The 13,950-nt window shown below is 65.1% G+C and carries 6 protein-coding genes and 1 pseudogene; all 7 read left to right on the forward strand.

The window, feature by feature from the left end:
• The first annotated feature begins 2 nt into the window (after positions 1 to 2).
• Positions 3 to 1,031, forward strand: a complete 1,029-nt coding sequence (locus CHEJ32_RS0119925; RefSeq protein WP_028035362.1) for an ABC transporter substrate-binding protein — start codon at positions 3 to 5, stop codon at positions 1,029 to 1,031.
• A gap of 62 nt (positions 1,032 to 1,093) precedes the next feature.
• The gene (locus CHEJ32_RS0119930; RefSeq protein ID WP_028035363.1) at positions 1,094 to 1,861 is read left to right on the forward strand and encodes an ABC transporter ATP-binding protein; all 768 of its coding nucleotides are present in this window, start codon (positions 1,094 to 1,096) and stop codon (positions 1,859 to 1,861) included.
• Complete coding sequence (locus tag CHEJ32_RS0119935; protein ID WP_028035364.1) at positions 1,854 to 2,651, forward strand: ABC transporter permease; 798 nt, start codon at positions 1,854 to 1,856, stop codon at positions 2,649 to 2,651. Before CHEJ32_RS0119930 ends, CHEJ32_RS0119935 begins: the two co-directional genes overlap by 8 nt.
• A 33-nt stretch (positions 2,652 to 2,684) precedes the next feature.
• Positions 2,685 to 3,728 carry a zinc-binding dehydrogenase gene (locus CHEJ32_RS0119940; protein ID WP_028035365.1) on the forward strand — a complete coding sequence of 348 codons (1,044 nt, stop codon included), beginning with the start codon at positions 2,685 to 2,687 and terminating at the stop codon, positions 3,726 to 3,728.
• A 7-nt stretch (positions 3,729 to 3,735) separates the two neighbouring features.
• Positions 3,736 to 4,467 carry a hypothetical protein gene (locus CHEJ32_RS26390; RefSeq protein ID WP_051469792.1) on the forward strand — a complete coding sequence of 244 codons (732 nt, stop codon included), beginning with the start codon at positions 3,736 to 3,738 and terminating at the stop codon, positions 4,465 to 4,467.
• 731 nt (positions 4,468 to 5,198) lie between these two features.
• A complete protein-coding gene (locus CHEJ32_RS25460) occupies positions 5,199 to 12,929 on the forward strand; it encodes a DUF11 domain-containing protein (protein ID WP_198023889.1) in 7,731 nt (2,576 codons plus the stop codon).
• A pseudogene (locus tag CHEJ32_RS0119955) lies at positions 12,827 to 13,950 on the forward strand (DUF11 domain-containing protein); the annotation flags it as partial. The gene CHEJ32_RS25460 and the pseudogene CHEJ32_RS0119955, both read left to right, overlap by 103 nt.

Genomic DNA, 13,950 nt, shown 5'->3' on the forward strand with positions numbered 1-13,950 from the left:
GAATGCAGAAATTCTCACTGAATCGGCGGCAGACACTGATCGGCCTTGGAGCCGCAGGCACCATGCTGGGGCTCGGCATCCCTGCGCGCGCGAACACGAAGGTCAATCTCGGCGTGATCCGCCTGGCCAGCCACGCCCCCAGCTTCATTGCCTTCGAGCGCGGCTACTACAAGGACGAAGGCCTTGATGTAGAGCTGAAATATTTCGAAGCGGCGCAGCCGATGGCGGTCGCCATTGCTTCCGGCGATGCGGATTACGGCGTGACCGCCATGAGCGGCGGGCTCATCAGCCTGGCCGAGAAGGATGCCGTCAAAGTCATCGGCGGCGCGCTGACGGAAGAGAAGGGGCTGGTGGGAGCGATCATTCTTGCTTCCAACAAGGCTTATGAGGCCGGCCTCACGCATCCCAAGGAATTGGCCGGCAAGAGCTTCGGCATAACCACTGCGGGCTCCTCGTTCCACTTCATGGCCCACAAGATCGCGCAGGCCAACAATATTCCGCTCTCGGAGATCACCCTGCGTCCGCTGCAGAAGGTGGGTGCCGTCGTCGGTGCGCTCTCATCGGGCCAGATCGATTCCTGGGCCATCCAGTCCAGCATCGGCAAGAAGATGATCGCGGAAGGTTCGGCCAAGGAGATCGGCCTGGTTTCCGACTATGCGCCGGACTATCAGGTCACGACCGTGTTCACCTCCACCAACAATGCGGCGAACGAGCGCGAGAAGACCGAAGCCTTCATCCGCGCCTATTCCAAGGCCGTGGACGATTACAACAAGGCTTTCGTGGACAAGACCGCCGATGCCGAAGAGGTCGATGCGATTGCCCAGATCTGCCACAAATATGTGGAGGCCGATCTGCCCTTCGAACAGGCCAAGAACAACCTCGTCGAAGGCTCGATGCGGATCAACAAGAACCTTGCCCTGTCGCTGAAGTCGGTGACCGAGCAGCTCGAATGGTTCAAGTCCGAAGGCATGGTGAAGGGGAACATCACCCCCGAGATGCTTTTCGACACGTCCTACGTCGAAACCATCTGATCCATTCCCACCATTGTTCTCGAATTACGGAGGCCCCTTGCGGGCCTCCGCTGGAGTATCCCATGGATTTGCTGATCGATAATGTCAGCCACACCTATGGCGCCGTCGAGGTGTTGCGTGACATCTCGCTCGAAATCCCCCAAGGCCAGATCGTGTGTCTGATCGGCCCTTCCGGGTGCGGAAAGTCTACCCTGCTGCGTTTTCTCGGCGGCCTTGAAAAGCCGACGAAAGGCGCCGTCCTGCAAGTGGGCGAGCCAGCGAAGGATTCGCTCAACCCGCTCACCTATGTGTTCCAGCACTTCGCGCTGCTGCCCTGGCGCACCGTGGAGGGCAATATCGCGCTTGTGCTCGAGGATCACGCCATTGGCCGTGCCGAGATGGACAGGATTATCACGGACGTGCTGGCACGCACCCGCCTGTCAGACTTCCGGAAGGCATTGCCCAAGCAGTTGTCCGGCGGCATGAAACAGCGCGTCGCGATCGCCCGTGCGCTCGCCGTGCGCCCGGCGGTCATGCTGATGGACGAGCCGCTTTCCGCGCTCGACAGCCAGACGCGTGAACTCCTGATGGACGATCTCGTCGCGCTTTGGACCCGCCAGCCCTTCACCGCCGTCTATGTGACGCACAATCTTGCCGAGGCCGTCCGTCTCGGCCATCGCATCGTCGTTCTTTCGCGCCGGCCCGGCCGCATCCGCGAGATCGTCGATATCGATATGCCTCTCGACCAGCGGACGCTGGCGAACACCGAGCTCGAAGCTAAGCAGGCGCAGCTTTGGGACCTGATGCGAGAGGAGGCGGCCGCCGCCGACCAGGAGTTGCTCGATGTCTGATGTCATGGTCCGCCCGGTCGAGTTCCGCGGCCGCGGCTTTGCCCCGCAGCATGTGAGGGGAATCGGCCTCGTCGTTTTCGTCGTGCTGATCGCCCTTGCCGAGATCGGCACGCGTTCCGGCTTCATTTCCGCGCTGACGCTTCCGCGCCCCTCCGCCGTTCTGCAAACCTTCGTGCAGCTTTATGAGACGGGTCTGTTGTGGAAGCACCTGCTCCCTTCTCTTAAGAGGCTTTTCGTCGGTGCCTTCCTTGGCATTGCGGTGGGCATTTCGCTCGGCGTTCTCATTGGTCTTTTCAGTCTTATCCGCGCCGGGCTTGTGCCGTTGGTCGCGGCCTTGTTCCCGATTCCGAAAATCGCGCTCCTGCCGCTTTTCGTCATCTGGTTCGGCATCGACGAAGCCTCGAAATATGCGCTGATCGCGTTTGGCACCTTCACGCCCACTGTCGTGGCCACCTATGGCGCGGTGGACAATGTCGATCGCAGCCTGATCAGGATGGGCCAGAGCTTCGGGCTTTCCTGGTGGTCCATCGTCCGCAAGATCGTCCTGCCGGGCGCGTTCCCGGCAATCCTCTCGGGTCTGCGCGTGTCGATCTCGATCGCCATCATTCTGCTGGTGGCCGCCGAGATGCTCGGCGCGGAATATGGCGTCGGCTCCTACATCCTCGAGGCGGGCGCGCTCTACGACCTCGAGCGGTTATTCGCGGGCGTGACGATCCTGTCGATCATGGGCCTCATCATGAACTGGCTGATCGGCCTCGTCGAAAAGCGTTTCCTCGGCTGGCGCGGCTAGAACCGCGCCGCCTACAATCGAGAGTGTCGAAACATGCTGGCTTTGCAGAAGGTGCGGCCCGGCTCGGGAATCGAGCTGCGCCGCCTGCCCAAGATATCGGAAGTTCTCGCCGGGGAGGTGTTGATCCGAACCGAGGCGACCGGCATCTGCGGAACCGATCTCCATATCGCCGAGTGGACGCCCGGATACGAATCCATGCAGTCGGCGATGCCGGTCACGCTCGGCCACGAGTTCGCCGGCACCATCGTCTCCACCGGTTCGGCCGTCGATGGCCGGTTCATCGGAACGCGGGTGACGGTGCGGCCTTCCGTGACCTGCGGGACATGCGACGCGTGCCGCGCGGGCGACGAGGAAAACTGCACGGGCAGGCGCGGCATCGGCATCGGCCGCAACGGTGCCTTTGCCTCTCACGTGGCGGTCCCCTTCGCCAATTGCGTGGTTCTGCCCGACGGGCTTGATTTCGAGATCGCCGCGCTGACCGAGCCCATGACCGTCTGTGCGGAAGCCGTCGACACCGGTGAGGTGAAGAAGGGCGACCGCGTGCTGGTGCTCGGTCCCGGCTTCATCGGCCAGGGAATCGCGCTTTTCTGTGATGCAGCAGGCGCATCGGAAGTCGTGATCTGCGGCCATAACGACGCGGCCCGGCTGAAGACGCTCAACGAACTCGGCTTCGCCAATACGGTGGACACGGCCGGAACGACTCTTTCGCAAGCACTGCTGCCGTTCCTGGCGCGCGGCAAGTTCGACGTGGTGATCGAGGCGACGGGCGCTCCGCAGGTCATACCCGAAGCGCTCGCATCTCTGAAGAAAAGGGGCATCCTGGTCGTGGCGGGCATTCACCCGAGACCCGCCGCCATCGACCTTACGCAACTCGTGCGCAACCATCAGCAGGTGCGGGGCTCCTACCGCGCTCCGATTGCCACCTGGCATCGGGTTTTGAACTATCTCGCGGCGAACCAGGACCGCGTGCGCAGACTGATCACGCATCGCTTCGATCTGGCAGATGCCGAAGAAGGTTTTGCCCTGGCGCGGGACAAGATCGCTTCCAAGGTCGTCATCCGCCACCCGCAGGATTGAAGCGCCGATGTCTTCAAAAGGCACTGCCTTCCTCGCCCTGTGGAACGGCTTCGACCCGGCGCTGCTCGATGAGTATGAATGCTGGCACACATTCGAGCATGTGCCGGAGCGGCTGAGCGTTCCCGGCTTTCTCTCCGCCAGGCGTTACGCAAACGGCTCCGGCGCTGACCGCCGCTATTTCACGCTCTACGAGATCGAGGCGCTCGACGTTCTCGAAAGCGCCGCCTATCGCGAACTCGTGGACGAGCCGACATCCTGGTCGGCGAAGATGCGCCGCTCCTTCAGCGGCTTTCGCAGATATCCCTGCCGCCGGCTGGCAGGGGCAGGCAGGGGGCAGGCGGGCGCGGCGGCGACCCTCGTCCTCTCCCTGGCAAGATTGGGGGACGAGGCGGAACGTCTCGCCTCGCTCCTGGGCGAGCAGCTTTCTTCAGGCAGGATCACCTCCTTCCAGGTTGGCCTCTCGATTGCCAACCCGCATTACAAGGTGTTCAGCCAGGATTTTTCTGCCGACGAAGGAGCTTCCGTCGTCGTGGCCGTGCTCGAGGCAACCACGCGTCCGGCATTGGACGAAGCGGGGCGCGAGCTTGCGGCTGTCGCGGCGGCGTTTGCCGGCGCGGGAGCGGCCGACTGGGAGGTCTTCGACCTGCTCTACGCGATCGGCAGGGGGGACCTCCCCTGGACGGAACGATGGCGGCTTCCCCCGCGCGAAGACCTGCGCATCCTTTTCCCGAGCGGCTGATCGCCTCGCTTGCGTCCAACCGGACAGAGTGATTCGCAACTAAAGATGGAAAGGGCGGGCGGGAAAGCCTGCCGCTGCGGGAAATCCGCTTAATCAATCCTTAACCAGGGCGGTCTGGACCGGAATAAAATGGCAGAATGCCGGAATTTATTGAAATCCATAGGAGTCTTTTGAAAGACACGCCTGTCCTTTTCGTGAATCGTCCGTCCCCAAACATCGTCCGGGCTGGGGGGCTCGAAGTTGGCGCTGCGGTGCGGAACGCGCGCATTCTCTAGGTGAACTGAGGTTCCCCCCTCGACCGGTCGATGGATTTTTGAGGGGGCCCTTATATGCGAAAGCCAATTTCGCTGCGTCGTTTTGCGCGTGGTGTAGTCATCGAGCCTGCTCGCGCGACGAATCTTTCAGGGGAAATTGCCCGATGCTCCATTGATCGGCACCCCCGGCTTAATCGCGCTGCGGCCTTTGCGTTTGCCTTGGGAGCGCTGGTTCTGTGGGGCATGCCCGCTCAGGCTCAGCTCTCAGGAACCCCGACTGCAACCGATACCGTGGCCCCCCGCCCGGCTGCTGCTCCGGCGGCCTATCCGCCACTCGCCGGCGGTGGTGGGGCTCTGTGGACAGGCGGCTCCCGCGTCTTTGCCGCCGACCCTAACGCTTCCGCCGGGGATGGATTCCAAGTCTACCGCGGTGTCGCGGCAGCTCTCAGTGCACCTCGCCCTGCTTGCGATAGCGGTGTGGCTAGGGTCACTGCGTCGGTTCGTGTAACCAACAATGGACCGGGCGATGGCAGTGGCTATGTCGGGCACCTCAGCCTCTTGGATGCCAGTAATTCGGATGTCAGCCGGCACGATATGGGCCCCTCCGCTGGCCCTTATCCCCCTGGATTTACCCGCGTTCTCACCGTCTCTGGAAACGTTGCGGCTGCAGATCTTGCGGCTGGGCAGGTCCGTGTTGGTCTCTGGCTGGAGACATTCCACACCGTTTCCAAGTCTTGGACTGCCAACCAGTTCCAAGCCACTTATGAGTATGACACCACTGGGTGTGAGACCGACCTCTCCATCACCAAGGACGATGGTCAGGAGGCTTACACGCCCGGCGGCACGCTCAATTACACCATTGTGGTCAGCAACAACGGTCCTGCCGACGCGCTCGGCGCGCAGGTGAGCGATCCGCTCCCTGCCGGCATTAGCACCGCAAGCTGGACTTGCGGCGGCGAGACCGGTGGCGCTGCATGCGGCGCGGCAAGCGGCACGGGCGGAATCAGCACGACCGCCGACCTGCCCGCGGGCTCTTCCGTCACCTACACGCTGAGCATGACCGTGCCGGTCGGCTTCGGCGGCAATCTGACGAACACGGCCACGGTGGCTGCGCCTGCCGGGATGACCGATAGCGACCCGGCGAACAACACGGCGAGCGACACCAACACGCAGTTCACGTTTCCGCCGGATCCGACCCCGAACGCCTGCAATATCGCCACCAATGGCTCTTTCGAAACCCCAAACATCCAGACGACGCCGCAAGGCCCGGGCGAGAATACAGCTTATGTGAACGGCTACGCCATCTGGCGCACAAGCACGGCACCCATCGACGGCTGGCAGATTGTCGGCGGCACCGTGGACAGGCTGCGCTACTTCAACAATGCAAGCGAGGGCGCACAGAGCATCGATCTCTGGGGCACGGCACCTGCAACAGTCAGGCAGACTTTCACCGGGTTGGTGCCGGGCCAGCAATATACGTTTTCGATTGATTATTCCGGGTTGTCGAGAACGGGTTCGACGGCGGCGGTTCAGCTGGGCAACGGGGCCGGGATCACACCGGTAACGATCGCGACACTGGCGCCCGCAGCCGATGCTGTCAGTAACGGAAATGCCGGTCTTCCTAACACACCACAAAATTCAGTTACCTGGAGCACGTACCGCTACACTTTCGTGGCGGCGGGCACGGAGGCGACGGTCCAGTTCGTCAACAGCGCCGCCCCGGGACCTTTCAATACCGGCCTCTTCATCGACAATTTCGTCTTTGCCGGCAACGCGCCTTGCGAAGCAGACCTGTCGATCACCAAGGATGACGGCGTGACGACCTACACGCCGGGCCTCGACGCCACCTATACCATCGTCGTCAGCAACGCCGGCCCCGGGCCGGTGGGAGCCGCAGAAATCAGCGATCCGCTGCCGGCGGGTGTTACCAACGCCACCTGGACCTGCGGCAATGAAACCGGTGGGGCTGTCTGCGCCGTCCCGAGCGGCACGGGCGCCATCAACACGACGGCCAACCTGCCGGCGGGTTCCTCCGTCACCTACACGCTCTCCTTAGGCGTGCCGGCGAGTCAGACCGGCGACTTCACCAACACGGCGACGGTGACCGCGCCCGACGGGATTACCGACCCCGATCTGTCCAATAACGAGGCCAGCGACACGGACACGATGGAGCCGCCGCCCACTTCCGGTATGTGCTCTCCGCGCCAAGTGGCGCAGAGTGCAACGTTCACGTTGGCACCGCTGCCAGTCAGCGGCACCGTTACAAAGACGTCAGCGAACGGCTGGAACAGCGGACGTCCGTGGTCGACTCTCGGCGGCAACTACACCATCCAATGGAATTTCAGTCAGCCCGTGCCGGCCAGGTGGTTTCAATTCGCGGTCCAAGACATAGACGCGAACTCGACAGGCGCGCAGGTGGCCGTGAGCTTGGGCGCCGGCAGCACCGCAACGGTCAGCCAGCTGATCAAGATTTCCGGCGAGCTGGTCCACAATGGATCAGGCATTATCAGCCGCGCGCCTTCGACGACCAACAATCATAATGGCGTCTTTCGCTTCGATTCCGACGGCGTGATCACCTCGCTCAGACTCTCCGCCACGAATATCAGCTCCGGGGACCAAATCGCTCACCTGCTTTACGTCCGCCCGGCATGTTTGACGGTGTCGAAGGTAAGCGAGGAGGGGACGGGCAGCTTCCAGATCGACATGACCAATGTGGTGGAGGCGGGCGGCACCGCCGTGCCCAGCACCACGCTGACGACGACCGAGGCGGGGACCGCCGTCTCTTCGTCCGACTACAATTCGGTTCCCGGTAGGGACCTGGTGCTGAGCGAGGTTGTCCCGGCCGGCTGGAGCGCGGAGTCCGCGGTCTGCACCGACCAGAATGCGGGGACGACCGGCAATCCGACGGTGATCGGCAGCTTCGCCTCGCCGGCGATCACGATTCCGGCGGCCAATGTGCGGCCGGAGGCCGACATCCGGTGCCTGTTCACCAACGTGCCCGGCGAGCCTCAGGTGAGCGTCGTCAAGGAGCTGGTGGGCGAGAGCATCACCGCCAACAATGTGGCCGAGCCTGGCGAGGTCATGACCTACCGGGTGACGGTGACGCATGAAAGCGGCGGGGCCTTCGAGAACTTCGAGTTCATCGAGAACATCCCGAATGGCGCGACCATGACGCGTGTCGTGGGCGCCGACGGCTTCACCGATCCGGTCGCCGGGGCCTCGACGGTGCTCCTGACCGTACCGGAAGTGCCGGTCGGCGGCGAAGCCGTGGTCGAGATCGACCTGACGGTGGCCGCGCCCATCCCGCTAGGCATCACCGAGATCCGCAACCTGATCAGCGGCGGCGACGTGCCGGAGGATTGCGCGGCCTGTTCGGTGACGACGCCGACGCCGCCCTATACGCCGAGTTTCCCGGAAACGGTGTCGTGCTCGACGCCGGGCGCGTTCTTCAACACGGCCTATAATGGTACGGGCGGCAGGAAGACGACCGGCTTCGACAATTACTGGCAGGTGGCGCTGACCACGACCAATGTCACCGGTGCGCCGCCGGCGGGGCTGACCTGGGGCGGGGCGACGGTGGTCACCAACCCGCCGGCCGTCTACATGACCTCTCCCTTCGGCAATGCCGGCTGGATTTCCAACAGCTCGACCGCGGCGCATCCGAACCCCCAGATCTCGTACGACATCTTCTATCGCTACATTTTCAATCTGGATTCGGCCGTGGATCCGTCGAGCCTCAGCCTCGACATGAGTTTCTACTCGGACAACGCAGTCTACGAGGTCTGGGTGAACGGCCAGCCGCAGGGCATTCGCTCGAACTACGGAGGAGGGGACCCCTATTTCTATGCCGGCTTTACCGCAGCGGGCGGAGCCACGGGCTCGATGGCCGGCAGCTGGCGCAGCGGGCTCAACGAGATCATCGTCCACGTGAAGTCCGGGCCCGGCGCTCAGGCCTTCATGGCGCAGATCAACACGGATGCGATCTGCCAGCCGAAGATCACGCTGCGCAAGGTCGTCGTGAACGACAATGAAGGGGTTGCGACGGCGGCGGACTTCACGCTGCGGGCGACGGGCGTGGCGCCGCTGACCGAGGTGATCGAAGGGGTGATGGGATCGGCCGCGGTCACCAATGCCTCGGTTCCCGCCGGCACCTACACGCTGGGCGAGGACGGCCTGCCCAATTATGTGGCAAGCCTCTATAGCTGCGCCATCGACGGCGGTGCGGCGCAGGAGATGGCCGGCAATCAGCTGACCCTGGCCAATGGGCAGAACGCGATCTGCACCATCACCAATGACGACCAGGACCCGCAGCTAACCGTCGAGAAGACGGGCACGCTGAACGATCTGGACGGCGACGGCCTGCTCGATCCGGGCGAGACCATCAGCTATTCGTTCCGGGTGGAGAATACGGGCAATGTGACGATGACCGATGTGACGGTCAACGATCCGCTGCTCGCCAACGCCAATATCTCGGTAACGCCCGGGCCGCAGACGCTGGCGCCGGGTGGCGTCGCCACCTTTACGGCGACCTACACGCCGACCCAGGCCGAGATCGATGCCGGCCAGGTGGAGAACACGGCGACCGGCGTCGGCACGCCGCCCGACGGGCCGCCGGTGGAAAGCCCGCCGGACACGGTTGTCGTGCCGCCGGACCTGACGCCGGGGCTGACGATCGTGAAGACCGGCACGCTGAACGACCTCGACGGCGACGGCTTGCTCGATCCGGGCGAGACCATCACCTATTCCTTCCGCGTGGAGAACACCGGCAATGTGACGATGACCGGCGTGACGGTGAACGATCCGCTGCTGGCCAACGCCAATATCTCGGTAACGCCCGGGCCGCAGACGCTGGCGCCGCGTGGCGTGGCCACCTTCACGGCGACCTACACGCCGACCCAGGCGGAGATCGATGCCGGCCAGGTGGAGAACACGGCGACGGGCACCGGCACGCCGCCCGACGGCCCGCCGGTGGAAAGCCCGCCGGATACGGTTGTCGTGCCGCCGGACCGGACCTCGGGCTTGCGCCTTGAGAAGACGGGCACGCTGAACGATCTCGACGGCGACGGGCTCCTCGATCCGGGCGAGACCATCACCTACACCTTCGTGGTCGAGAACATCGGCAATGTGACGATGACCGGCGTGACGGTGAACGACCCGCTGCTGGCCAACGCCAATATCGCGGTGACGCCGGGGCCGCAGACGCTCGCGCCGGGCGCGACCGCCACCTTCACGGCCACCTACACGCCAACCCAGGCGGAGATCGATGCGGGCCGCGTGCAGAACACGGCCACCGGCACCGGCACGCCGCCAGATGGCCCGCCGGTGGAAAGCCCGCCGGACACGGTTGTCGTGCCGCCGGACCTGACGCCGGGGCTGACGATCGTGAAGACCGGCACGCTCAACGACAGTGACGGCGACGGGCTGATCGATCTCGGCGAGACCATCACCTATTCCTTCCGCGTGGAGAACACCGGCAATGTGACGATGACCGGCGTGACGGTGAACGACCCGCTGCTGGCCAACGCCAATATCGCCGTCACCCCCGGCCCGCAGACGCTGGCGCCGGGCGGGGTCGCGACCTTCACGGCAACCTATGCGCCGACCCAGGCCGACATCGATGCCGGCCGCGTGGAGAACACGGCGACCGGCGTCGGCACGCCGCCAGATGGCCCGCCGGTGGAAAGCCCGCCGGATACGGTTGTCGTGCCGCCGGACCGGACGCCGGGGCTGACGATCGTGAAGACCGGCACGCTCAACGATAATGACGGCGACGGGCTCCTCGATCTCGGCGAGACCATCACCTATTCCTTCCGGGTGGAGAACACCGGCACAGTGACGATGACCGGCGTGACGGTGAACGATCCGCTGCTCGCCAACGCCAATATCTCGGTGACGCCGGGGCCGCAGACGCTGGCGCCGGGCGGGGTTGCCACCTTCACGGCGACCTACACGCCGACCCAGGCCGACATCGATGCCGGCCGCGTGGAGAACACGGCGACGGGCGTCGGCACGCCGCCAGATGGCCCGCCGATTGAAAGCCCGCCGGATACGGTTGTCGTCCCGCCGGACCAGACGCCGGGGCTGACGATCGTAAAGACCGGCACGCTCAACGATCTCGACGGCGACGGGCTCCTCGACCTTGGCGAGACCATCAGCTACTCGTTCCGGGTGGAGAACACCGGCACGGTGACGATGACCGGCGTGACGGTGAACGACCCGCTGCTGGCGAATGCCAATATCGCCGTCACCCCCGGACCGCAGACTTTGGCGCCGGGTGAGGTCGCCACCTTCACGGCAACCTACACGCCGACCCAGGCGGAGATCGACGCGGGCCGCGTGGAGAACACGGCGACCGGCACCGGCACGCCGCCCGACGGCCCGCCGGTGGAAAGCCCGCCGGACACGGTTGTCGTTCCGCCGGACCTGACGCCGGGGCTGACGATCGTGAAGACTGGCACGCTGAATGACCTCGACGGCGACGGGCTCATCGATCCAGGTGAAACGATCACCTATTCCTTCCGGGTGGAGAACACCGGCACGGTGACGATGACCGGCGTGACGGTGAACGATCCGCTGCTCGCCAACGCCAATATTTCCGTGACGCCGGGGCCGCAGACGCTGGCGCCGGGGGGAGTTGCGACCTTCACGGCCACTTATGCGCCAACCCAGGCCGACATCGATGCGGGCCGCGTGGAGAACACGGCGACCGGCACCGGCACGCCGCCCGATGGCCCGCCGGTGGAAAGCCCGCCGGACACGGTTGTCGTGCCGCCGGACCAGACCTCGGGCTTGCGCATCGAGAAGACCGGCACGCTCAACGACAATGACGGCGACGGGCTCATCGATCTCGGCGAGACCATCACCTACACCTTCGTGGTCGAGAACATCGGCAATGTGACGATGACCGGCGTGACGGTGAACGACCCGTTGCTGGCGAACGCCAATATTGCCGTCACCCCCGGCCCGCAGACGCTGGCGCCGGGCGAGGTCGCGACCTTCACGGCGACCTACACGCCAACCCAGGCCGACATCGACGCGGGCCGCGTGGAGAACACGGCGACCGGCACCGGCACGCCGCCCGATGGCCCGCCGGTGGAAAGCCCGCCGGACACGATTGTCGTGCCGCCGGAACAGACGCCGGGCTTGCGCATCCAGAAGACCGGCACGCTCAATGATCTGGACGGCGACGGGCTGATCGATCTCGGCGAGACCATCAGCTACTCGTTCCGCGTGGAGAACACCGGCACGGTGACGATGACCGGCGTGACGGTGAACGATCCGTTGCTGGCGAACGCCAATATTGCCGTCACCCCCGGCCCACAGACGCTGGCGCCGGGCGGAGTCGCCACCTTCACGGCGACCTACACGCCGACCCAGGCCGACATCGACGCGGGCCGGGTGGAGAACACGGCGACCGGCACCGGCACGCCGCCCGATGGCCCGCCGGTGGAAAGCCCGCCGGATACGGTTGTCGTGCCGCCGGAACGCACGCCGGGACTGACGATCGTGAAGACCGGCACGTTGAACGACCTCGACGGCGACGGGCTGATCGATCTCGGCGAGACCATCAGCTACTCGTTCCGGGTGGAGAACACCGGCACGGTGACGATGACCGGCGTGACGGTCAACGATCCGCTGCTCGCCAACGCCAATATCTCGGTAACGCCGGGGCCGCAGACGCTGGCGCCGGGTGAGGTCGCGACCTTCACGGCAACCTACACGCCGACCCAGGCCGACATCGATGCCGGCCGCGTGGAGAACACAGCGACGGGCACCGGAACGCCGCCGGACGGTCCACCGATTGAAAGTCCGCCGGACACGGTTGTCGTTCCGCCGGAACAGACCTCGGCCCTGACGATCGTGAAGACCGGTACGCTGAACGACCTCGACGGCGACGGGCTGATCGATCTAGGCGAGACCATCAGCTACTCGTTCCGGGTGGAGAACACCGGCACGGTGACGATGACCGATGTGACGGTCAACGATCCGCTGCTCGCCAACGCCAATATCTCGGTGACGCCGGGGCCGCAGACGCTGGCGCCGGGCGAGGTCGCGACCTTCACGGCAACCTACACGCCGACCCAGGCCGACATCGACGCGGCCGCGTGGAGAACACAGCGACCGGCACCGGCACGCCGCCGGACGGTCCGCCGGTGGAAAGCCCGCCGGATACGGTTGTCGTGCCGCCGGAACAGACCTCTGCCCTGACGATCGAGAAGACGGCCACGCTCAATGACGAGGATGGCGACGGCTTCCTCGATGCGGGCGAGTCGATCACCTATACTTTCGTGGTGGCGAACACCGGCACGGTGACGATGACCGATGTGACGGTCAACGACCCGCTATTGGCCAATGCCGGGATCTCGGTCACCCCCGGGCCGCAGACATTGGCGCCGGGCGCAACGGTCACCTTCACGGCGACCTACACGCCAACCCAGGCGGAGATCGACGCCGGCCAGGTGGAGAACACGGCGACCGGCACCGGCACGCCGCCCGACGGCCCGCCGGTGGAAAGCCCGCCGGACACGGTGGTGGTCCTGCCACAGCCGGCCAGCCTGGTGATCGTGAAGACCGGCACCTTCAACGATGTGGACGGCAACGGCTTTGCCAGCGTCGGCGACACGGTGACCTACAGCTTCACCGTCAGCAATGACGGCGGCCAGACGGTCACGGATGTGTGGCCGGTGGATGCCGGGCCGACCTTCAACGGCCAGCCGGCGGCGGGCACCTTGTCCCGGTTCCAGCCGGACCCGGTCACCCTGGCCCCCGGTGCGAGCCAGGTCTTCACAGCGACCTACACGCTGACCGAGCGCGACATCGAGAATGCCGCCGGGATTCAGGATGCCACCTCCAATGCGGCGACGGCGCGTGGCCAGGCCAGCAGCGGCGAGATCATCTCCGACACCTCGACCTCGATCATCACCCTGCCTGTCGCGGCGAGCGACATCACGGTGACGAAGGTTGCGAATCTTCGCTTCATCCGGCGCGGCGAGCAGGCGCCGTTCACCATCCGCGTGACCAACAATGCCGGCTCCCTGGCCTCGGGCCTGACGGTGGTCGACACGATCCCGGCCGGCTTCCGCTATGTGGAAGGCTCGGCGCGGGTGGGTGATGCGGAGGTGACGCCGGTGGTCGCCGGGCGGCAGCTGCGCTTCGAGAACCTGTCGGTGGCAGGCCGCGGCGAGATTGCGATCACGCTGCGGCTTCAGGCGCTTTCGACGGCGGGTCC

This window comes from Chelativorans sp. J32 (genome assembly GCF_000518985.1).
Classification (GTDB): domain Bacteria; phylum Pseudomonadota; class Alphaproteobacteria; order Rhizobiales; family Rhizobiaceae; genus Chelativorans.